20 protein-coding genes are annotated in these 21,657 nt (G+C 34.9%); 7 read left to right on the forward strand and 13 right to left on the reverse strand.

Going from position 1 to position 21,657, the window contains the following annotated elements; genetic code table 11:
* Nucleotides 1–208: 208 nt before the first annotated feature.
* Nucleotides 209–1,621, reverse strand: a complete 1,413-nt coding sequence (locus tag ACQY44_RS03235) for a PLP-dependent aminotransferase family protein (RefSeq protein WP_428228985.1) — start codon at nucleotides 1,619–1,621, stop codon at nucleotides 209–211.
* A 99-nt stretch (nucleotides 1,622–1,720) separates the two neighbouring features.
* On the opposite strand from ACQY44_RS03235, the gene ACQY44_RS03240 reads away from it, so the two are divergent.
* From ACQY44_RS03240 to ACQY44_RS03255, 4 genes are all read left to right on the forward strand, one after another.
* Nucleotides 1,721–2,179 (forward strand): cupin domain-containing protein, encoded by a 459-nt coding sequence (locus tag ACQY44_RS03240; RefSeq protein ID WP_428228986.1) that lies wholly within the window; start codon nucleotides 1,721–1,723, stop codon nucleotides 2,177–2,179.
* A gap of 16 nt (nucleotides 2,180–2,195) precedes the next feature.
* A complete protein-coding gene (locus tag ACQY44_RS03245) occupies nucleotides 2,196–3,077 on the forward strand; it encodes a dihydrodipicolinate synthase family protein (RefSeq protein WP_428228987.1) in 882 nt (293 codons plus the stop codon).
* 154 nt (nucleotides 3,078–3,231) lie between these two features.
* Nucleotides 3,232–4,581 carry a DEAD/DEAH box helicase gene (locus ACQY44_RS03250; RefSeq protein WP_428228988.1) on the forward strand — a complete coding sequence of 450 codons (1,350 nt, stop codon included), beginning with the start codon at nucleotides 3,232–3,234 and terminating at the stop codon, nucleotides 4,579–4,581.
* 345 nt (nucleotides 4,582–4,926) lie between these two features.
* Entirely contained in the window at nucleotides 4,927–5,373 is a 447-nt protein-coding gene (locus ACQY44_RS03255) for a hypothetical protein (protein ID WP_428228989.1), read from the forward strand.
* Between the two features lie 136 nt (nucleotides 5,374–5,509).
* On the opposite strand, the gene ACQY44_RS03260 is transcribed toward ACQY44_RS03255, so the two are convergent.
* From ACQY44_RS03260 to ACQY44_RS03280, 5 genes are all read right to left on the reverse strand, one after another.
* Complete coding sequence (locus ACQY44_RS03260; RefSeq protein ID WP_428228990.1) at nucleotides 5,510–6,088, reverse strand: PhnA domain-containing protein; 579 nt, start codon at nucleotides 6,086–6,088, stop codon at nucleotides 5,510–5,512.
* 78 nt (nucleotides 6,089–6,166) lie between these two features.
* Nucleotides 6,167–7,180, reverse strand: a complete 1,014-nt coding sequence (locus ACQY44_RS03265; protein WP_428228991.1) for a hypothetical protein — start codon at nucleotides 7,178–7,180, stop codon at nucleotides 6,167–6,169.
* Between the two features lie 26 nt (nucleotides 7,181–7,206).
* The gene (coaD, locus tag ACQY44_RS03270; RefSeq protein WP_173972493.1) at nucleotides 7,207–7,665 is read right to left on the reverse strand and encodes a pantetheine-phosphate adenylyltransferase; all 459 of its coding nucleotides are present in this window, start codon (nucleotides 7,663–7,665) and stop codon (nucleotides 7,207–7,209) included.
* Between the two features lie 132 nt (nucleotides 7,666–7,797).
* A complete protein-coding gene (locus ACQY44_RS03275; protein WP_428228992.1) occupies nucleotides 7,798–8,490 on the reverse strand; it encodes a DUF421 domain-containing protein in 693 nt (230 codons plus the stop codon).
* Between the two features lie 159 nt (nucleotides 8,491–8,649).
* The gene (locus tag ACQY44_RS03280) at nucleotides 8,650–9,621 is read right to left on the reverse strand and encodes a D-alanine--D-alanine ligase (protein WP_428228993.1); all 972 of its coding nucleotides are present in this window, start codon (nucleotides 9,619–9,621) and stop codon (nucleotides 8,650–8,652) included.
* A 615-nt stretch (nucleotides 9,622–10,236) separates the two neighbouring features.
* Between ACQY44_RS03280 and ACQY44_RS03285 the strand changes: the two genes are divergently transcribed.
* Nucleotides 10,237–10,860 (forward strand): PASTA domain-containing protein, encoded by a 624-nt coding sequence (locus ACQY44_RS03285; RefSeq protein WP_428228994.1) that lies wholly within the window; start codon nucleotides 10,237–10,239, stop codon nucleotides 10,858–10,860.
* A complete protein-coding gene (locus tag ACQY44_RS03290; protein WP_428228995.1) occupies nucleotides 10,850–11,890 on the forward strand; it encodes an RluA family pseudouridine synthase in 1,041 nt (346 codons plus the stop codon). The genes ACQY44_RS03285 and ACQY44_RS03290 overlap by 11 nt, the downstream gene beginning before the upstream one ends.
* Before the next feature lie 200 nt (nucleotides 11,891–12,090).
* Here ACQY44_RS03290 and ACQY44_RS03295 read toward each other — a convergent pair whose 3' ends face one another.
* From ACQY44_RS03295 to ACQY44_RS03325, 7 genes are all read right to left on the reverse strand, one after another.
* Nucleotides 12,091–12,705 carry a hypothetical protein gene (locus tag ACQY44_RS03295; protein ID WP_428228996.1) on the reverse strand — a complete coding sequence of 205 codons (615 nt, stop codon included), beginning with the start codon at nucleotides 12,703–12,705 and terminating at the stop codon, nucleotides 12,091–12,093.
* 5 nt (nucleotides 12,706–12,710) lie between these two features.
* Nucleotides 12,711–14,003, reverse strand: a complete 1,293-nt coding sequence (locus ACQY44_RS03300) for an ATP-binding cassette domain-containing protein (protein WP_428228997.1) — start codon at nucleotides 14,001–14,003, stop codon at nucleotides 12,711–12,713.
* Between the two features lie 78 nt (nucleotides 14,004–14,081).
* Entirely contained in the window at nucleotides 14,082–14,927 is an 846-nt protein-coding gene (locus ACQY44_RS03305; protein WP_428228998.1) for a sulfurtransferase, read from the reverse strand.
* Between the two features lie 2 nt (nucleotides 14,928–14,929).
* On the reverse strand, nucleotides 14,930–15,760 hold the full coding sequence (locus ACQY44_RS03310; protein WP_428228999.1) for a ThuA domain-containing protein: 831 nt from the start codon (nucleotides 15,758–15,760) through the stop codon (nucleotides 14,930–14,932).
* Nucleotides 15,761–15,782: 22 nt separating this feature from the next.
* On the reverse strand, nucleotides 15,783–16,172 hold the full coding sequence (locus tag ACQY44_RS03315) for a DUF1398 domain-containing protein (protein WP_428229000.1): 390 nt from the start codon (nucleotides 16,170–16,172) through the stop codon (nucleotides 15,783–15,785).
* A gap of 114 nt (nucleotides 16,173–16,286) precedes the next feature.
* A complete protein-coding gene (locus ACQY44_RS03320) occupies nucleotides 16,287–17,279 on the reverse strand; it encodes an alpha/beta fold hydrolase (protein WP_428229001.1) in 993 nt (330 codons plus the stop codon).
* A 101-nt stretch (nucleotides 17,280–17,380) separates the two neighbouring features.
* Complete coding sequence (locus tag ACQY44_RS03325) at nucleotides 17,381–18,232, reverse strand: mechanosensitive ion channel family protein (protein WP_428229002.1); 852 nt, start codon at nucleotides 18,230–18,232, stop codon at nucleotides 17,381–17,383.
* Nucleotides 18,233–18,624: 392 nt separating this feature from the next.
* On the opposite strand from ACQY44_RS03325, the gene ACQY44_RS03330 reads away from it, so the two are divergent.
* Nucleotides 18,625–21,621, forward strand: a complete 2,997-nt coding sequence (locus tag ACQY44_RS03330) for a LamG-like jellyroll fold domain-containing protein (protein ID WP_428229003.1) — start codon at nucleotides 18,625–18,627, stop codon at nucleotides 21,619–21,621.
* Nucleotides 21,622–21,657: the final 36 nt, after the last annotated feature.

A 21,657-nucleotide genomic window follows, 5' to 3' on the forward strand; every position in this document is an offset into this window, starting at 1 on the left:
GTTGATGTTTCAGGTTAATGCTGTGTGTTTTTAAATTTAACCGCGAAGCGTGCGAAGTTTTTTACACTAAAGGTGTTGATAAACGCAAAGCTGTGTACATAAAAACTTCGCGAACTTTGCGTAAATCTTTGCGCACCTTAAGTACAATCAACACAAAGTTTATTCGTATTTCAACCTGAAACCTGAAACAACCAAAACCTGAAACATTTTATAAATATTTAGCAAGCTCGATTATTCCTTTTTCGAGTTGTTTTTCGGTAAGTGAAGCGTAACCCAGTCTGAATCCTGAGATTGGTTTACCAAAACTAAATTTTTCCGGCGTGATAATTTTTATACCTTTTAGCAATAATTTGTCTGCAATTTCTAAGATATTTACATCTGAATTTGGTACGATCCAAAAAGCCAGACCTCCTTCGGGTTTGATAAAGGTAGTTTTGTCTTTGAGGTATTGGTTGCAAATAGTTTCAAAATAATCTCTTTTTGCTTTATAAATAAGTGTCGTTCTTTTGAGGTGTCTTTTTATTTCGCCTTCGTTGATAAGCTGCAAAACGGCTTCTTCCATGATGTTATCACCTTGCACATCAATCATTTTTCGATGTTTGCCTACTTTTAGAATGTTTTCAGGACTACTTACTAAATAACCAATTCGTAAAGCCGGTGCTACAATTTTGCTTAATGTCCCGATATAAATAACGTTTTTTGCATGGCTGTAACTCGAAACAGGTAAAATGGGACGTTGCCCAAAGTGAAATTCATTGTCATAATCATCTTCAATAATCGTAAAGTTGGATTGGTTGGATAATTCGATAAGTTTTAATCTCCTTTTTAAACTCAAAGTTACAGTTGTTGGATATTGATGGTGTGGCGTCACGTAAATTGCCTTTATACTTTTGTGTTTCTTCAAATGTTCCTCGACTTCTTCGATAATCAGGCCATCCTTGTCAATATTTACAGGTAGTAATTGTGCTCCGGCATTTTCAAAGGTTTCCCAGGCAGGCTTATAGCCAGGATTTTCGACCATTACATAGTCACCTTGTGTTAGTAAACAATTAGCTGTTAGATACATTGCCATTTGACTCCCTCGCGTAATGCAAATTTCATGTGGCGTAATGTTCATCCCTCTTTTAAAATTAAGCATCTGAACAATGGCTTTCCTGAATTCCAGATTTCCAAATTCAGTACTGTACCCCATGATTTGCCAGCGCGATTTTCGATTAAAAATCTGTCTGTAAGCTCTTGCCAATTCATTCATTGGTGCAATTCGGCTGTCAGGAATCCCATCATCAAAAATGATAAGAGGGTTTACTTCTTCTTTTATAAAATCTGTTTTTTCTTGCTGAGTTATGTTTTCTTTAGATAGGGGAAGAACATCAGCCACAAAAGTTCCTTTTCTTTCTATTGTAATTAGCCAGCCTTCTGATATAAGCACATCCAGAGCTTCAATAATGGTATTTCTATTGACTTTCAAAAGTGTGGCAAGTTGTCGGCTTCCGGGCAAAGCATTTCCGCTATTAAGCATTCCTGTTTGTATAGCTTCGATAATAGCGTCTGCGATTTGCAGGTATATTGCTTTGTCAGAATTCGTGTTGATCTGAATTTCTAATTGCCAAGGTCTTAACATCTGGACTAGTTATTTATATTAAAACTGTATCACTTTGGTAGTCCAAAGTTAAGATAATTTTGAAAAGCAATAATGCAAAAAATTAAATAGTATAAAATTATGGAAACTAAAAAACAATTTTCATCAAAAGACTTTCACGAAACTTTTGCCAGACCCACTTTTGTGATGCCTGAAAAACTAATTCACAGGAATGTAGAACAAGCCGGAGTACACAATCAGTTTTCTGAAGAGCGTAAACATCCTGTCTTTTTTGTTGATCTTCCGAGCAAAAACGTAAGCATGACAATTGGTGGTTTATTACCCGATCAATTGACAAACAAACACCGCCACACTTATGAAACGGTTATTTATGTGATTGAAGGACATGGGTATACGGAAGTTGAAGATGTAAAAGTTGAGTGGAAAGCCGGTGATGCGGTTTACATCCCGAGCTGGGCATGGCACAGACATAAAAACCTGAGCAGTGTGGAATCTGCCAAATACATTGCCTGTGAAAATGCGCCACAGCTTCAGAATTTAGGTATTGCCTTAAGAGAAGAAGAGGGAAGAGACCTTTAATAAAATATAAAAGTAAATGAAAAACAACCCGTTTAAAGGTATTATTGCCTATCCGATCACTCCTTTTGATAAGGACGAAAAAGTGGATATTGTATTATATAAAAAACTGTTGGAACGATTAATTTTTGCCGGTTCTCATGCTGTCGCTCCGTTAGGAAGCACTGGTGTAATGCCTTATTTGACAGATGAAGAAAAAGAAGCAATTACTGAAGCGACAATAGATCAGGTAAAAGGCAGGGTTCCTGTTTTGGTTGGTGTATCAAATTTAACAACGGAAAGAACGGTTTATCACGCAAAATTTGCGGAGAAAGCCGGAGCAAATGCCGTGATGATTATTCCGATGAGTTACTGGAAACTTACTGATGATGAAATTATAGCGCATTATGATGCCGTTGCCAAACAAATTTCGATCCCCATAATGGCGTACAATAATCCTGCGACCGGTGGAGTAGATATGTCGCCTGCTTTGCTCAAACGACTTCTTGAAATTTCTAATGTAACGATGATTAAAGAAAGCACAGGAGATGTACAGAGAATGCATTATTTGCGAAAAGAACTGGGTGAGGATGTGGCTTTTTACAATGGTTCAAATCCTTTGGCTTTGGCTGCTTTTGCTGCAGGAGCAAATGGCTGGTGTACGGCTGCGCCTAATTTAATCCCAAAACTGAATCTGGATTTATACAATGCAATTCAGCAAAATGATTTACAGGAGGCTCAAAAAGTATTTTACAAGCAACTGAATCTTCTGAAATTTATAGTAAATAAAGGTTTGCCAAGAGCTATTAAGGCAGGTTTAGAGATTCAGGGAATAGAAGGAGGTTTCCTCAGAAGTCCTTTGAAACCACTAACCGAAAGTGAAGTGACTGAATTTAAGTTGATTTTGAAGGAATTAGAATAAGATTTTGAATTTTTTAACCGCAAAACACGTAAGGCTTTGTATTATATCAACTTTGCGGACTTTGCGGTTAATTTTTATCCACATTTCAACCTGAAACCTGAAACAAACAAAACCTGAAACCTTGTATAATGAGTATTTTGACTACTTTTGCAAAATGAATAAAAATCACCATTCCAACAACATACTTTCGAACTTAGGAATTGAGAGCCTAAACGAAATGCAAGAAGTAGCTCAGGATGCTATTTTAAACGATAATAATGTTTTACTGCTTTCTCCAACAGGATCGGGAAAAACACTGGCTTTTTTGTTACCCGTTTTAGAATTATTACAGCCTGAAATTCTTTCGGTTCAATGTTTAATTTTAGTGCCTTCACGCGAATTAGGTTTGCAGATCGAGCAGGTTTGGAAAAAAATGGGAACACCATATAAAGTTAATATTTGCTACGGAGGTCACTCGATTGATACTGAAATCAAGAATTTAAGTAATCCGCCAGCCGTTTTGATAGGAACTCCGGGAAGAATTGCAGACCATATTGACAGAGATACTTTTAGAACAGATAAAATTCAAACGTTAATTCTGGATGAATTTGATAAGTCATTGCAATTGGGTTTCCATGAGCAAATGTCTTATATCATTGGTAAATTAACGAAATTAAACAAACGTGTTTTAGTTTCAGCCACTTCAGATATTGAAATTCCAAGATATACGCGAGTGGTAAATCCAACGGTTTTAGATTTTATCCCTGAGGAAGAAGAAAAAGCGAATCTGTCGATGAAAATAATTGTATCGCCGGCTAAAGACAAATTAGGAAGTTTATTCAATTTGATTTGTTCTTTAAAATCACAATCGGCTATTATATTTTGTAATCATCGTGATGCGGCAGAACGTATAAGCGACACCTTAAACGAAAAAGGAATTTACTCGACCTATTACCATGGAGGGATGGATCAGGAAGAACGTGAGCGTGCTTTGATTCAGTTTAGAAATGGAAGTGTAAGTTATTTAATCACAACTGACCTGGCTGCACGTGGTTTGGATATTCCTGAAATGAAACACGTAATTCATTATCACTTACCATTAAAAGAAGACGAATTTACACATCGTAACGGTCGTACAGCACGTATGCAGGCTTCCGGAACGGCTTATATCCTCATTCACGAAAGTGAAAAGCAATTGGACTACATTGATTACGGAATGGAAGTTCTAAAGGTTGAGAATACAACAACTTTACCAAAACCACCGGAATACCAAACCATTTATATTAGTGGCGGAAAGAAAACAAAACTGAATAAAATTGATATTGTTGGATTCTTTTCTCAAAAAGGGAAACTCGAAAAAGGCGATTTAGGTTTGATAGAGGTAAAAGATTTTATTTCGTTTGCAGCCGTAAAATTCAATAAGGTAAAAGACTTGTTACAGAATATTAAAGACGAGAAAATGAAAGGCAAGAAATTCAAAATTGAAGTTGCCCGCAAAGTGGTTAAAAAAGAAGAAGAAAAGTAAACTTTTTTCAATCCCGGTCGCTTCGGGATTGAGTTTCAGTTTTTTTTGGAGTACATCTTCGTCTATGTCGAAATTTTGACGACGTTAAGAAGAGGTTGTTGTACTAAAATATTTAGTTTTTAACGTGTTTTTACGTTGAATTTTAGATGATTTAGTTCTAAAGTTATAGCCTTGAAACGTTTCTTAATTTGTTGTATTTCAATATTTTAATTGATCATTTAGATAGCTTTAAATTTATTTAACTTACGAATCTTAATTTATTGTTAATAAATTAACGGTTAAGGCTTTAATTTATCATATTTTCTGCGTTTCTTGTGCTCGTAAATAATAAACCCCAAATTAATTATGAAAAGAATTATTACGATTGCCATTTTGATGTTTAGTTTTGTCTCTTTTGCACAAATTAAAGTTCTTGAGACTGTTCCGGTTGAGAGATTAGGAAAAGTAAATAACAACTACATTCAAAAAATTGGAGATGAATATACTGTTTATTACACAAGTATTCAGAACGACGATGAATCTTCAAGTTTGAGAAAATTTACATTTAAAAACGTAAATAATGATTATAATAGCCTTTACAGTATTATTGTAAATGGTTTTACCGCAAGTCCTTTATATGATATAAAATTAGAATTGCCTAATAATTATATTTGGTTGCATTATACAGGAAGTGTTATTCCTGAGAAAGCTACAGTTCAGTTTATGGTTTCTTCTAAAGATGCTTCTTCTGCTACAAGTAGTGTTTCTGAGCCACTTTTAAAAGATCAGATCAATAAATTATTTCAAAAATAATTTACTCCTTATACGAAACTAAAAAAGGCTATTCAAAATATGAATAGCCTTTTTGTTTTGTTTCAAGTTTGTTTTGTTTCAGGTTTCAGTTTTTTTTAAGACTTAGAACCTTAGCAACTTAGAACCTCAAAAAAAACTATATTTTCTTCACGTATTGCGTGATAATAACAATTTGCTGACCGTCTACTTTTCCTTCGATGTATTCGGCGTTTTCGTGGTCTAAACGAATGTTACGAACGGCTGTTCCTTGTTTGGCCACCATGCTTGATCCTTTTACTTTTAGATCTTTGATTAAAACTACAGAATCTCCGTGTTCTAAAATTACGCCATTACTATCACGGTGAATGATTTTGTTTTCATCATCTTCGCCTTCTCCCGTTGCTTGTGCCCATGCCAGAGTATCTTCGTCCAGATACATCATATCTAGTAATTCCTGAGGCCATCCGGAAGCGCGCAAACGACTTAACATTCTCCAGGCAACAACTTGTACCGCAACATTCTCGTTCCACATGCTGTCATTAAGACATCTCCAGTGATTTAAATCTACATTATCAGGGTTTTCAATTTGGTCAATACAAGTACTACATGCTAAAATGCTTTCGTCAAGACCACCTTTTTTAGTTGGTAATACTTCATATACTTTTAGGTTTTCTTCTGCTCCACAAAGTTCACATTTTGATCCGCTACGTTTGTTTAATTCTCTTTCGATGCTCATTATTTGGTGTTTTATTTAAAAATGCGAAATTACTTATAATTTACTTCGCTTGCAAGTTTATGATTTGGGTTTAAAATTCTAGTTTTTGAATATTATTTCGTCAAGATTAATAATTGAAGTAGGATATGGCGAATATTCGTGATATTTAACTTCAATGCTGTTTTCAGAAATAAATCTTATTTTTTTATCACAGCCGGTTGCACAAGTTTCAGTATAAATTGGAAAATACATTTTTTTATTTTTATCAAATGCGATAATGTTGCTTCGAAAATAAGATACAATTTTAAAATCATTGTTTTCTATACTTTCTTCTTCATCATACTTTCCGGTGTAATTGAACAAATTATCTTTATAATAAGTGCTGTAAATAACATCTGCAATTCCTGAAGAACCATTAGCTAAATGATTAGAAACATCATTGTCAGTTTCCCATTTTTGTACATAATTGGTGTAATGATTTTCATCTTCTAAATTATGAAAGACCCATTTACTTTTATGAGCAAACTGATATAGAATTTTTTTAATTTCTGGGTTTGAATTCAGACTTTCATTTTCAATAAACTCTCCATCTATTGCTTCATTGCTGCGAAGGGTTGGTTCGCCTGTATAGTCTAATTTATAAAAATGAAGTGTTTTTATATCTAACATTATAAAAGTTACGTTTTCATCTGTAACAGCATTTCCCATCACAGTTTCATTAACGGATAAAAGAATATATTCTTTATTTGCAATGATTATTTTTTGAAAACTTTTCTCATCAATTCTAGTATAGGTAAACTCATTAGAAACTAAAGTATCTTTTTTTATGAGTTTAAAGTCATTTCCTTTTTTTAAATATTTTGAAACTAAAATGAAATTTTTATTTCCGACTAAAAAATATTTATCATTTTCGCTTGGCTCGTACGACGTAATTCGTATTTCTTCGGTATTATCTTTATTGGTTGTTTTGTAGAGAAGGCTTACGCTATCTAACTTCTTTACTAAATAAGTTTTATTATTATCTTTTTTGACTTCATTTACTGTCTTTTCTTCTTTTTTACAGGAAACAATAATAGAACAAATTATAAGAATGGCAATAGCTTTTCTTTTCATATGGATTAACCTTAACTTTAAAAAGTTTACTTCTTCACCCTAACCGCATCCGGAACCAGCATCTCGTATTCACCACCATGACGCAATACATCACGAACAATGCTTGAACTAATAAATGAAGTACTTGCTGCTGTTAATAAAAATACCGTTTCGATTTTAGACAGTTTTCTGTTAGTGTGGGCAATGGCTTTTTCGAATTCGAAATCGGCGGGATTGCGCAAACCTCTTAAAATAAAATGTGCTTTTTGTTTTTTTGCCAAATCTATGGTTAATCCTTCATAAGTAATAACCGAAATTTTAGGTTCGTCTTTGAATGTTTCTTCTATAAAACGTTTTCTTTCTTCGAGTGAAAACATATATTTTTTTTCGGCATTGACACCAATAGCGATTACAATTTCATCAAATAAAGGAATTCCTCTTTTGATAATGTCTTCGTGACCTAACGTAATAGGATCAAATGATCCGGGGAATATGGCTTTTCGCATTTTTTTTTCTTTTTAAGTTTTTTCTTTTTAGTCTCTAAAGTTCTGAGTAACTAAGTTTCTAAGATTTTTATTTTAGGAATTAAAAGATTTTGAAGCTTTTGGAATTTGGAATTTAAAAATTGGAATTTAATATTACGTTATTCTAAGTGTTTTTAAAGCCGGAACCCATTCGTCTTTTTTACAGACTTTGCATTTTGCCGTTCCTATTTTGTGTTCTTCAACATGACCGCAAAAAGTGCAGGCGTGAATACCATCACTTTCAATGATTTTACTTTTTTTATTGAATGCAGCAGGCAAAATAGGTAATCCGTATTGTACATCTTCATCATTATAATAAAATACACTTATTTCTCCGCTGGTTTCTATAAAAGCATGTTTTACCTGTCCCAGATGTTCAATCGATTTTATGCGAAGCTCAGAGAAAAATTCGTCTTGAGCCAGGCTTTCTTTTTTGAAAGTGGCGATAGAAAATTTCCCATTATTGATCAGACATTCGGTTTTGCCTTCTATAAATTCTTCAAAATGTTTACTTTTTCCGGTAAGCCAGGTGACAGAGCGATATAAAATAATGATTACAATAAAAACAATTGCAGCGGGAACAATACCAACATCTTCATAAAACATAGGGTCGCCTGCGGCAGAACCCAGGGCAATAATGATTACAGTTTCGAAAATAGACAGTTGTTTTACACCTCGTTTTCCCGCCAATTTTAATGTCAACAATAAGATGATGAACATAACAGTCGAACGAAATACAACTTCGAGGGCGAAATTCGTGGGAAGATCGTTGTAAAATACTCTATTCCATTCAAAGATTTCTTTCATTTTTTTTGAGTTTCTAAGTTGCTGAGGCGCTGAGTTACTAAGTTTTTTTTTCTTTGGGCTAAACCGATTTGCTGGACTTCGATTTCGCTCAGCCTGATAGTATAGTGTTTAAAAAAGGTTCTGAGATCTTAGCATCTCAGAACCTTAGTGTCTTAGCAACTATTTTAAAGCTAACTCAATCGCATTGGTAAACAAATCTTGAAGAGAAATTCCGGCGGCTTGTGCTTGTTGCGGGATCAAACTTTCTGTTGTTAAACCAGGAATGGTGTTCATTTCGAGCATGTATGGTTCGTTGTCTACGATGATGAATTCGCTTCTTGAAAAACCTTTCATTTTTAAGACTTCGTAAGCACGTTTTGCTACTTCGCTAACTTTTTGAGTTAACTCATCTGAGATTCTGGCTGGTGTGATTTCTTGTGATTTTCCTTCGTATTTAGCTTCATAATCAAAGAAATCATTATCAGAAACAATTTCGGTAATGGGTAAAACCTTGATTTCGCCCTGGTAATTAATTACTCCAACAGAAACTTCGGTTCCGTCAAGGAAACTTTCGATGATGATTTCGTTATCTTCTTTATATGCAACCTCAATTGCAATTGGAAGTTCTGCTTCTGATTTTACTTTTGAGATTCCAAAACTTGAACCTGCTTTGTTTGGTTTTACGAAACAAGGTAAACCTACTTTTTTAACGATTTCGGCAGTATTGATAACATCACCTTTGTTTAGATAGTAAGAGATGGCGGTTTTGATTCCGTATGGTTTTAAAACCGATAATAAATCACGTTTGTTGAAAGTCAATGCAGCCTGGTAATAATCGCAAGACGATTGCGGAATACCCAATAACTCAAAATAAGCCTGCATCAATCCATCTTCGCCAGGAGTTCCATGAATGGCATTGAAAACACAGTCGAAAGTAATTTTCTGATCGTTTACTGTTACTGAGAAATCGTTTTTATCGATTGTAAATTCAGCATTATTTTCGTCTACATAAACCCATTTTTCTTTGAAAATATGAATACGGAATCCGTTGTATTTTGTTTTGTCAAGATATTGGTAAACGACGTTTCCGCTGATCAGCGAAATTTTATATTCGCTTGAATATCCGCCCATGATGATGGCTATGTTTTTCATTATTTTATATTTTGTTTCAAGTTTTTATTTGTTTCAGGTTTCAGGTTTTTTGCCACGAATTGCATGAATTTGCGCGAATTGAATTTTAAATCTTTTACATCTGCGGGCTAATTTTTGCTTACTTTGTCATCCCGATTTCTATAATAAAAGCATTTTTTTAGGAGCTAATCCCGCTATCCGTTCCAATCTTTTGTGTCCGCCGTGGCTTACACAAAAGGATTTTTACTTCTATCGGGGCTAGGAGAATCATTTTCATAATAATATTTTCGTCTAGTTTGTCATCCCGAGGAACGAGGGATCTCCGTTAGTAGCTCCACATGCCAGATAAACTTTGCGTGAGTTTCTTGCGGAGATCCCTCGTTCCTCGGGATGACAATAATGTCGTTTAAAAAAGAACGTTCTTATGAAAACTAAAGCTCTAGCCCTGATGGAAGCGGCATCCTTTTGGGCCGGTGTTCGGCACAAAAGATACAGCGGACAGCAGGAAATAGCTCCTGAAAATGATCCTTCGACTTCACTCAGGATAGCAATCGTGTGACTTTCTTGTTTAAAACAAAATTATCATTTTTTTTGAAACGAAATAGCTTTATCTTTGCCTCTAATAAAAATAAATTTATGACTTTACGTAAGTATTTAACGAGCCGAGTGTTTTTTGTGCAAGTATTGATTGCGATTGCTATTATTGCCGTTTTAGGTTATTTGTTTATGCATTGGTTGACTTTTACAACTGATCACGGACATGAAATTGAAGTTCCTAATTTATCTAAGTTGACTGAAGAGCAAGTGGAGGCAAAATTGAATGATCTGGACTTGGATTATGTGCTTTTGGATAGTGTTGATTACAGAAGTGAATTCCCTAAATATAGTGTTGTTGAGCAAGATCCATTGCCGGGAACGAAGGTAAAAGTGGGAAGAAAAATATATATTAAAATTAATGCATCAGGATTTTCATCTGTTAAAATTCCTGATTTAATCGAGAAAACGTATCGTGAAGCAGTGCCTACTTTGAAAGCTTTAGGGCTTGAGCCAGGTACAATAACTTATATTCCGAACCTTGGAAAAGATATGGTTCTGGAGATGCGTTATAAAGGTAGAAACTTAAAAGTAGGAGACCGTGTGCTGAAAGCGTCTAAAATCGACTTGGTTTTAGGTGACGGAAAAGCAAGTTATGTAGATGAAAGTCAGGCGACAGACAGTTTAGCTGCGCCAACTACTGAAACCCCAAAAGATGAACAATAGTACTGAAAATTTAGATCTGGAAGACGAATTATTCGAACATTTTAGATTTGAAGTCCCTAAAGGTCAGGCGTTTTTGCGTATTGACAAATATTTAATGAATTTGATTCAGAATGCGACGCGTAACAAAATTCAGAACGCCGCTACTGAAGGAAATATTTTTGTAAATGATATTCCGGTCAAGTCAAATTATAAAGTAAAACCGCTTGATGTTGTAACGGTTATGTTAACGCATCCGCCATACGAAAATCATATTCTTCCGGAAGATCTTCCGTTGAATATTGTGTATGAAGATGACGCTTTATTACTGATTAACAAAGAGCCGGGAATGGTGGTGCATCCGGGTCACGGAAATTATACCGGGACTTTGGTGAATGCTTTGGCGCATCATTTTGATAATTTGCCAATGAACAGCAGCGAGCGCCCAGGTTTGGTGCACCGAATTGATAAGGATACGTCCGGACTTTTGGTAGTGGCCAAAACAGAAGCGGCGATGACGCATCTGGCGAAACAATTTGAAGCTAAAACTTCTGAACGTGAGTATATCGCTCTTGTTTGGGGTAATGTTGCCGAAGAGGAAGGAACAATTGAAGGTAACCTGGCAAGACACTTAAAAGACCGCATGCAAATGGCTGTTTTTGCTGATCCTGAAATCGGAAAACCTGCAATTACGCATTATGAAGTGTTGGAACGTTTTGGTTATGTGACTTTGATTTCCTGCAGATTAGAAACCGGAAGAACGCACCAGATCCGTGCGCACCTGAAACACATTGGACATCCTTTGTTTAATGACGAACGTTATGGGGGGCATTTGATTTTGAAAGGAACGACGTTTACAAAGTACAAACAGTTTATTGAGAATTGTTTTAAAGCCTTACCACGTCAGGCTTTGCATGCTAAAACGCTTGGTTTTATACATCCTACAACTGGAGAAATGATGCGCTTTGATACTGAATTGCCTCAGGATTTTCAGGATTGTATTGAGAAATGGCGTAATTACGGAAAGACGCATAACATGGAAGAGGAAGAATAAAGAGAATAGAATAAAGAGAATAGAACAAAGAAAATAGAATAAAGAGAATAGAATAAAGAAAATAAAATAAAGATTTTCTTGTATTAAAAAAGCTCTAGTTTAGAGCTTTTTTTGTTTTACCATTAAGAGATTAAGAAAAATTAAGCTTCACATTTAGTCTAACTTAATTTTTTTTAATCTCTTAATGGTTTAAAAATTTTTTATTGAATGTTTTTGATCTTTAAGTCTATAACTTTTGCTTCGCCGTTGGTTAAGAAACCTAATTTTCCTTTTTGGCTTAGATTGCTTTTTTCAAGGGAACATTCTAGGAAAGTTTCGTTATCGACTGAGAAGAACAATTGTTGATTCGAAACTCTGATTTTTACCGAGTACCATTTGTTGTTTTCTAATTTTATTGCTTTTTTAAACAAGGTTGGTCCTCCGCGTTTGCCATATTCATCACTGTTTTTTTTGTAAACACCTTTTCCGATCACGATATTTTGATCGATTTGATAGAGATATGTTCTGATATACTGATCTTTATCAATGTTAAGCATAACTTCAAACAATGATTCTTCGGTCATGTTTAGTTTAAAATCGATTTCATAATTCTCAGGAAGTTTCTTTTTCGATTCTATTACTCCCCAGTGCATTGGCCCTCCCGTTCCTGTTAAAGTGTCTTTTTCGAGAAACCATTCTTTTGAGTTAAAGTTCCAATTGGATTTTAATGGAGTTGTTTCAGTGATTTTGTATTCTTTTTTTGTTGTTGAAATTGTGCTGCAACAGGAAGTAATTATCAGTGATACGACTAACAATAGGCTATATTTGATTTTCATTTGTTTTAGTTTAACTCCGAGTGGTATTTTATTTTTCCGATGGATCCTGTTGGACTTGGCAAGAGTTCAAAAACCGAAGTAGGAGCAAGGCCGGTTTCGATACGATGTGACACATACAAAATACTAACGTTTGTTTCTTGTTTTATGGTGTTGATCAGCTGAATGACCAAATCGACATTTTCATCGTCGAGACCTTCTACAGGTTCATCTAAGATTAATAAGGGCGGATGTTTGAGAACAGCACGAACAATTAATGCCACTCTTTGCTGGCCAATAGAAAGATCAATAAAACGTTTTTTACGTAAATTGCTCATTTCGATTACTTCAAGCCATTGTGCTACGGTTTGTTTTTGTAAAGTAGTGGGCTCAATATACAATCCTATAGAGTCAAAAAATCCGGAAAGGATCATCTCTTCTAAAGTATGTCCTTTTTGAAATAAATCTGTCATAGAAGTAGTGAAAATTCCGATTTGCTTTTTGATGTCCCAAACGCTTTCACCCGTTCCTTTTTTTCTCCCGAATAAATGCAGATTCTGTCCAAAACCTTTTGGATTATCTCCTGTGATTAAGGATAAAATAGTACTTTTTCCGGAACCGTTTGGTCCAATTAACTGCCAGAATTCGCCTTGCTTGATCGTCCATGAGATATTGTCTACAATTTTGCGGTCATCATAGCTCACAGAAACATTTTCCATTTTGATTAATACACTTTCGTGAAAGGAATGTGGTTCAATCGCTTTTGGAATTGCCGATGTATTTAAGGTTTTAAAATGGTTTTCGGTTTTTGAAATAGGGTGCAATTCAAATGTATTGTCTTTGATCTGCGCTTTATTCGGAACAAAATATAATACATCTACCACCCGGTTTACTAATTGAATAATGGCAATGTCTTTTATCAAATCTTTCAGCGATTCAGCTAAAACTACACGCGAGGCCTGATCCAGATGATCAAACGGATTATCAAAAATGATAAAATCAGGTTTTTGACTGATGCAGTATTTTAAGAATTCTTTTTTACGTTCGCCGGATGAAAAAGTCCTTAATTGTCTGTGCGATTCCGGAGAAGCTTCTACCGTATCGTATTGGTATTCTTTTTCAATGAATTTCTCTATGGCGATGTCTGAAAACAGAATACCTTTTTTGTCGTTAAAAACGGCTAATTCTCCTTTTGCTTCGCCGGAAAGCAAAGTATCTATAAAGGCTTTTTTGTTTACCTGATTCGATAAAAGTATGTCCCAATGCTGCATTTTGTATTTGTATTTTAAACTGTTGTCTGTATTCTTAACACATAGAAACATAGCTTTTGTAAATTTAAGAATAGGCGTTTCACTTATATAAACAAACATAGCTATGTGTTAAATATTAAAGCCAATGCTTTATTTAGTTGCTAATTCTCGATCGTTCCTAGACCATTCGCTCCAGGATCCTACATAAAGTTTAGGAATTGGAAGTCCTGCATAATCCATCGCGAGTAATGTATGACAGGCAGTAACTCCAGAACCGCAATGCACGATTATATTTTCAGGCTTTTTATCGCCTATAATTTCAGTATATTTTTTTGCTAAAACATCAGCCGATTTATAAAATCCATCTTCGTCTAAATTTTCGCTAAACGGAACATTTATAGCTCCGGGAATATGTCCTGCAATTAAATCCAGCGGTTCTGTGAGGCCATCAAAACGGTTTTTATCTCTTACATCGATTACAATATTTTCTTTGTTATTTCGGGCTTTTTCGACTTCATCTATATCGGCCTGAGCCAAATTCCATTTAGCAATTGGATAGTTTTCAGTTGGTTCAAATGTTTCTATTTTTGAACTTACAGGAAAGCTCTCTTTTATGGCAGCTTGTAAACCTCCGTTGAGAACCTGAACGTTTTCATGTTGAATGGCGCGTAACATCCACCAAAATCGGGCTGCTGCATTCGATCCGTTTTTATCATCATAAATTATAAGATGACTTTCAGGCAAAATTCCCAGTTTAGAAAGCACTTCAGAAAACTTCTCGAATGATGGTAAAGGATGTCTTCCTCCGTTTGAAGGATTTTCTACCGTTGCCAAATCTTTATTCAAATCGACATAACGAGCGCCTTTTAGATGTTCGTTTTGATAATTTTCTACGGCATTGATTCCGGCTCTGGCATCGATTAAAATAAGTTCAGATGAATCTTTTATGTTTAAAAGTTCGTCCGGATTTATAATGGGAGAAAGTTTATTGGACATCTTTATTTTGTTTTTTTAGAATTACCTAACCAAAGTAATCCGTTTAAGATTAATTGGCTTTCTACTTTATTATCAAAAGTATACGAAAGGGTTTTATTGGTTCCGTGTTCATAATCGATATCATTATGTCCCATGTTGACATAAAGCATTTTGTAGTTTTTATTTGTCCATACTACAGGATAATAACCCTCATGCCAAATTTCGTTTTGTTTTGGACCTGTTCCTAAAGGAAAGCTGCTTTCATCAATAGCGACAAGAATTTTGATATCTGGATTTTTTCTTAAATCATTGCTCCATCTGTACCATTCGTTTGGTGCAGATTTGAATGTTTTAGGAATGTTTTTAGTTATCGGATGCTGGTTTTCAACTTGTAAAACTGCCGATGTTGGTCGCCATGTATTACTTCCATATTCACCTGAACCTAAAAACGTATTGTGGTACCAATTCCAGTTTTGAGGATAATCGGAATCGTTTAAGGCAAAAGCCGAGAAATGAAATCCAATCCAGCCACCGCCATTTTCCATGTATTTTTGAAAAGCTTCCCGCTGACTTGTCGTTTCCGGCCTTGTGTCTAAAAATAAAACAACCTGATATTTCGATAAAAATTTTGCGTTTAGATTATCCCAGTTGCTGGTTGAATCATATTCAAAATGATTTTGCACCGCTACTTTTGGAAACCATTTATTGGCTTCATGTACAAAACTAATATGCGCCTGATCGTTTTTAGCCGTATAAAAGGCGATTACTTTAAATTTAGGATTTGCTTTTTTATTTTGAGAAAAACCTATAAAGCAAATGGATAACAACGCAATCAGGATAATTTTTTTATACATGAAGTTTTGTTTAGATTTTTGATTAACCGGGAATTTTCTCGATTAGTATTTCATTATCAGCTTTGTCGAAATACGTACAGGTCATTTCGATAATATCAACACGCCACTTTGCAATTCCGGATTGCGCAGCATGATTACAGAAAGTTAGATAATCGGTTTGGCCGTCCTGATGCATTACAAGAAATTCAATAAAACGTTCTTTGTTCGCAACGGAAGCAACCTGAATTTCAGGATATTTTTCGTCTGCCGAAACTTTGTAATTATTTACTCCGTAATATTCTACGTTTCCATTACTGACAAAGGTATCATAACCTTTTACGCCCAAAATGATTAAGTCTTGTATATAATTTGGAAAATCTGCACCGCTTTGTACTTTAGCATGCGCTTCTTTTATTTGTTCGATTGTAAACATGTGTTTTAGTTTTTAAGTTAGGGTTTGCCGTGAATTAAACAAATTTACGCGATTTTTTAGGCAGAGTTCTTATTATTAATTCGTGCTAATTTGTGTAATTCGTGGCTAGAAAAATTATTGTTTCAAAAATACGATTAATGGTTTTATAAATTGGTCGAAAGATTCAATATGCGGTAAATGTCCGGTGTTTGGAACTTCGACTAGTTTTGAATTCGGAATTGTTTTTTGTGTTTTTTTACCCAGTTCCAGATAATTGCCCATCGTTTTTCTAATTTCTTCAGATACCAAAGGTTTTCCTATTGCTGTTTTATCTCTCGTTCCGATGATCAAAAGTGTTGGGCTTTTGATATTTTTAAATTCGTATAAAACCGGTTGGGTAAAAATCATATCATACATCAAAGCAGAGTTCCATGCGACTGTTGCATAATCCGGAGCAGATGTCCAGCCTGCGCCAAGTTCAGCCCATTTTTGAAAATCGGCATTCCATTTGCCATCATAATAATTCGCCATTTGATAGCTTTTTATATTCTGATAGTTTTGTTTTAGTTCAGATTCGTACCACCAGTCAACAGGTTTGTAAGGAACAACCAGCTTCCAGCCTTCTAAGCCAATTGGGTTTTCCAGAACCAATTTTTCAGTAGTTTCAGGATACATCAGAGCAAATCTTGTGGCTAGCATTCCGCCCATGGAATGTCCTAAAATTGTTGTTTTTTCGATTCCTAAGTGATCCAGTAATTTTTTGGTATTCTCAGCTAATTGCTGGAAGGTATATTGAAAATTATCCGGTTTGGATGATTTTCCAAAACCTATCTGATCGGGAACAATTACCCTGAAACCTTCTTTTGTTAAGGCTTTTATAGTGGTTTCCCAATAAGCTCCATTAAAGTTTTTACCGTGAAGTAATACAATATTTTTATTGTTGTAATTCTCAGGTTTAATATCCATATAGGCCATTTTTAGATATTGACGCTGATTGCTCAGTTCTAAAAAATGTACCGGAAAAGGATATTCATAATTGGTTAAATTGATATCGAGTGCTTTTATGTTTTCTTGCTGTGAAAAGCAAAAAAAGGGAAGAAGCAATAGGATAAGTTTTATATTTTTCATTTTTTGAATGTATTTCTTTCGGAGTATTTATAAAATTAAAGTTAACCTTTTAAAATTCAAAAAATAAAATCTTAAAATTATCAGAAAATAAACATGAGAAATTACGACTCGGTTTTGTTATTTTTTAAAGTTACAACCTGTTGCGGATACGGAATATCAATATTATTTTCATCAAAACGTTTTTTGATGCTTTGCAATAAATCACAATACATAACAAAACCATCAGTAGAATTTTTTGCCCAGGCCCAGGCTTTTAATGTTACACTTGAATCTGCCAGTGCAACAACGCGAGCGGTAACCAATGGCTTTTTTTGTTTTTTATCTTCTGCTGTTCTGGAGTCTATAAAAAGCGGATGCTTGGCAACTTCCTCTTTCATGATTTCTAATGCTTTTTCGATATCAGATTCATAACCAACACCAATTTCGATTATTTTACAACATTTGGTATCATGCATATTCGTGTTTACAATAATCTGATTGCTAATAACAGAATTTGGTATGATGATTCGGTTATTTTCAGCATCTTTTAGGACGACTTGTCTCAAATTGATATCTTCAACAGTACCTACAAAATTATTGATTGTGATTTTATCATTAATTCTAAAAGGTTTAAAGATTACGAGAAAAATTCCGCTTACAATATTGCTTAAAGCTTGTTGAGAAGCTAAACCTGCCACTAAAGAAATAACTCCGGCTCCGGCCAAAAACGAATGACCAATGATTTTGAATTCAGGAATTTGTATTAAAGCAAAGGCGAATCCTAAAATATAGATTACGGTTATGATTAAATGCTTTAAAAATCTAAAACCAGTGGCATCATATTCTTTGTTGCTTAGTTTTCGATATAAAAAATAGCGTAATACCTTATCCGTAATTGCGCCTAAAATAATCGTGATAATAGCTATTATAGCAATGAAAATGCCTATTCTAAAGTCTTTTATGTAATCAATCATGCTTTTTTGAATTTCAAAATTTATAACAAATGAAGTTTATTAGTTTTACAAACCATGCTTTTTATAAAAATATATTTCCAAAAATAAATTCAGGAGTTAGAGAAGCTAATTTACGAAGTTTTATACGCATCTATGGCTGATAATGGTAATTTATTGTATAAAATGTTATCACACTTTTGTTTGTAATAATATTTTTTTGTTACAATTTTTGAAGTAAATTCTGTAAAATCAATATTATCCTGATTTTAACTTATCAGAATCAGATGTCATTTCTATTTTGTTAATAAAAATGTAACGTGTTGATAGTTAGTTTTATAAATCAGGATAGGACAGGACAGTCTCTTTTGGGCTTATGGCTAAATTGGTTGTAACTAATCTATAACCATTTTTATATGAAAAAAAATACTTTACTATTTAAGCAAGGGCTTAAATGTCTTATTATCTGTGGATTAATTACAATTTTTGGTGATTTAAATGCTCAGACATTAGCATTTCCGGAAGCCACCGGTTTTGGCAGATATACAACAGGAGCAAGAGGTGCTGCAAATCCGCAAATTTATTTAGTGACCAATTTAAATGATAGCGGACCCGGATCATTTCGGGATGCAGTAAGTCAGGAAGGCAGATTTGTAATTTTTAAAGTTGGAGGTGTCGTTAATTTACAAACTCAGGTTGTTGTTTCCAGTAATACTACGATTGCCGGCCAAACTTCAACCGGAGAAGGAATTGTGTTTTTAGGGCCACGTGTTACATTTTCAGGCTCGAGTAACACGATTGCGAGATATTTGCGTATTCGTTACGGAGGAACGGCGCAGAATCAGGATGCATCAGGGTTGTCAAGCGGTGCAAACCTGATTTTTGATCACATGACTTTTACATGGGGAACAGATGAAGTTTTCTCTATTAACTGGGATAATAAAGGTGTAAGTCCGGATAATATCACGATTCAGAATTCGATTATCGGGCAGGGATTGCATCGTCATAATCATTCGGCAGGAGGATTGATGCAGCCTTCAGGCGGAAAGATAAGCTTAATTGGGAATTTATACATCTGCAACAAAACGCGTAACAATAAAATAAAAGGAATTAATGAGTTTGTAAACAACGTGGTCTATAATTGGGGTAATTACGGAAATACCTATGGACATGCTGAATCTGGAGATGCTTATATTATGGGTGGAGATTCTGCAGGAAGGTCAGATGTTAATATCATTAATAATTACTTTATTGGTGGCCCCAATACAAGTACCACAATTTCTACGCCTTTTAACAGAGGTAATGATAACTTCTCTTTGTATGGTTCAGGTAATTATTTTGACAACAACAAAGACGGAGTTTTAAATGGTGCTCTGGTTCCAGCAGATTTAACAGGATATCCAACCGGCGACGCATCAACTATTTTATCGACGCCTTATGATTATCCGATGAAAAATACAACATTAACGGCTCAGAATGCCTATGATAAAATTGTGCAAAGCGTAGGAGCTTCCTATCCAAGACGTGATCAGGTAGACGACTTAATGATTGCTGATTTAATGTCTAAAGGAATAACGGCCACCTATGTTTACGTTCAGACTGATTTAACGCAGAAATTTGGTTTTATAAACGGAGGTGCAGGACATGTTTATGGTGCCCCGGCTCCTTTGGATACTGATAATGACGGTATGCCTGATGTCTGGGAAGATGCTAACGGTCTCAATAAAAATGTTCCCGATGCTTTGCTGGTAAACACAACACATGCACCTTATTTGAATATTGAAGTATATATAAACGGACTAACAAATGAAACTCCTCCTGATTTTATCATTCCGCCATCTGATATTACTTTTTCGAATGTAGTTTCAACCGAAGTTCCTGCGTTCAGTAGTGTAACCCTTAATTGGGGCGATAATGCTGTCAATGAAGATCATTATGTTTTGGAACGTTCTGTTAATGGCACTGATTTTACGGTAATTACCACATTAGGAGCTAATAGTACAAGTTATGATGATACAGACTTAAGTCCGAATACAAAATATTATTATCGCGTTAAGGCAACAAATAGTACCGAATCATCAGTATATAATGCGATAGCAATGATAACTACTCCGCCAATTCCATCAGCACCAACAAAAACAAGTACTCCAACGCCTGCAAACGAATTAAGTACGGTAGAACTGGCAAATGGTAATGTGATTTTGAAATGGAATGGAAGTCCTAATACAACTAATTATGCTGTATTTTTTGGTACAGATGCTTCAAGTTTAACTAAATTGACTGATGTAGCCTACTCTGCCAGTCCATCGTATCAGGTGACGGGTTTAAGTCCGGCAATAAATTATTACTGGAGAATTGATGCTACAAATGCTAAAGGAATTGCAACGGGAGATGTTTGGAGTTTTCGTGCTATTACACCGGCTCTTGTGGGGCATTGGCCATTTAAAGAAGCAGCATCTGAAGGCGAACAAATTGCTGATATCACAAGTTATGCTAATCACGGTATACTAGATGCAGCTTTCGATAATGCTTCAGTCAGGGTTTCGGGGAAGGCAAACAAAGCAATCGATTTTTCGACATCACTGAATAATAAATCTTTGGTAACTATCCCCAATCAGGATTATTTACTGTTTGATAAAAATTCGTTTACGGTTTCTTTTTGGATGAAAGCGGCTCCGGCCTTATTACCAGGCTCTTCGACAACGAGTATTTATATATTGTGTAAAGGCTCCTTTACCAAAAATGCCACAACGGGTGCAACGGGTAAAAGGTACAATATAGAGATCAAGGGTGGTCTTTTGCGTTTTGCCATAGATGATGATATTACAAAGAAAGAAGTGACTACGGCCGCAGCTAAATATTTTACCGGAGATTGGGTAAATGTGGTTATCATGAGGGATATTGTTGCTCATAAAATGAGAATTTATACCAATGGGGTTTTCTCTGCTGAGCTTGATGAAACAGCAGTTACGGGAATTGGTGAAACAACTGATTTAATAATTGGAAATATTGGTGAACTTGAGTTGTCATCTGGTACAGCTCCGGCACCCTATAAAGGCCAATTTGACGAACTTCAGATCTTTAACTACCCATTAAATGCAAATGAGGTATTGGGATTATATACACAGTTATTTTTGAGTACAGATAAATTCAGTCAGGTTAAAAACAACATTTTTGTATATCCTAACCCCATAAAAGATCAGCTTTATATCAATATTCCAAATCATAATTTGTCTTCTGCAACTGCTACTTTAAGCGATATGACAGGAAAAATTATTCTGAAAGAAAAAATCACTTCTGACGGAAACGGAATTTTTGCTTTAAATGTTGCGAATAAAAAAGCATCCGGTATTTATATGCTAAATGTTTCCGGAGAAAATTTAAACAGTAATTTTAAAGTGGTCGCAGAATAAGTACAGGCTAATTAAATTTAAAAAACCGTTACATTA

It is taken from the genome of Flavobacterium sp., assembly GCF_965277525.1.
Taxonomy (GTDB): domain Bacteria; phylum Bacteroidota; class Bacteroidia; order Flavobacteriales; family Flavobacteriaceae; genus Flavobacterium.

Bases quoted from the DNA above. Each gene is read 5' to 3' on its own strand.
- ACQY44_RS03235 (WP_428228985.1), bottom strand. From the start codon at position 1,621: ATGTTAAGACCTTGGCAATTAGAAATTCAGATCAACACGAATTCTGAC.
- ACQY44_RS03240 (WP_428228986.1), top strand. From the start codon at position 1,721: ATGGAAACTAAAAAACAATTTTCATCAAAAGACTTTCACGAAACTTTT.
- ACQY44_RS03245 (WP_428228987.1), top strand. From the start codon at position 2,196: ATGAAAAACAACCCGTTTAAAGGTATTATTGCCTATCCGATCACTCCT.
- ACQY44_RS03250 (WP_428228988.1), top strand. From the start codon at position 3,232: ATGAATAAAAATCACCATTCCAACAACATACTTTCGAACTTAGGAATT.
- ACQY44_RS03255 (WP_428228989.1), top strand. From the start codon at position 4,927: ATGAAAAGAATTATTACGATTGCCATTTTGATGTTTAGTTTTGTCTCT.
- ACQY44_RS03260 (WP_428228990.1), bottom strand. From the start codon at position 6,088: ATGAGCATCGAAAGAGAATTAAACAAACGTAGCGGATCAAAATGTGAA.
- ACQY44_RS03265 (WP_428228991.1), bottom strand. From the start codon at position 7,180: ATGAAAAGAAAAGCTATTGCCATTCTTATAATTTGTTCTATTATTGTT.
- coaD (WP_173972493.1), bottom strand. From the start codon at position 7,665: ATGCGAAAAGCCATATTCCCCGGATCATTTGATCCTATTACGTTAGGT.
- ACQY44_RS03275 (WP_428228992.1), bottom strand. From the start codon at position 8,490: ATGAAAGAAATCTTTGAATGGAATAGAGTATTTTACAACGATCTTCCC.
- ACQY44_RS03280 (WP_428228993.1), bottom strand. From the start codon at position 9,621: ATGAAAAACATAGCCATCATCATGGGCGGATATTCAAGCGAATATAAA.
- ACQY44_RS03285 (WP_428228994.1), top strand. From the start codon at position 10,237: ATGACTTTACGTAAGTATTTAACGAGCCGAGTGTTTTTTGTGCAAGTA.
- ACQY44_RS03290 (WP_428228995.1), top strand. From the start codon at position 10,850: ATGAACAATAGTACTGAAAATTTAGATCTGGAAGACGAATTATTCGAA.
- ACQY44_RS03295 (WP_428228996.1), bottom strand. From the start codon at position 12,705: ATGAAAATCAAATATAGCCTATTGTTAGTCGTATCACTGATAATTACT.
- ACQY44_RS03300 (WP_428228997.1), bottom strand. From the start codon at position 14,003: ATGTTTCTATGTGTTAAGAATACAGACAACAGTTTAAAATACAAATAC.
- ACQY44_RS03305 (WP_428228998.1), bottom strand. From the start codon at position 14,927: ATGTCCAATAAACTTTCTCCCATTATAAATCCGGACGAACTTTTAAAC.
- ACQY44_RS03310 (WP_428228999.1), bottom strand. From the start codon at position 15,760: ATGTATAAAAAAATTATCCTGATTGCGTTGTTATCCATTTGCTTTATA.
- ACQY44_RS03315 (WP_428229000.1), bottom strand. From the start codon at position 16,172: ATGTTTACAATCGAACAAATAAAAGAAGCGCATGCTAAAGTACAAAGC.
- ACQY44_RS03320 (WP_428229001.1), bottom strand. From the start codon at position 17,279: ATGAAAAATATAAAACTTATCCTATTGCTTCTTCCCTTTTTTTGCTTT.
- ACQY44_RS03325 (WP_428229002.1), bottom strand. From the start codon at position 18,232: ATGATTGATTACATAAAAGACTTTAGAATAGGCATTTTCATTGCTATA.
- ACQY44_RS03330 (WP_428229003.1), top strand. From the start codon at position 18,625: ATGAAAAAAAATACTTTACTATTTAAGCAAGGGCTTAAATGTCTTATT.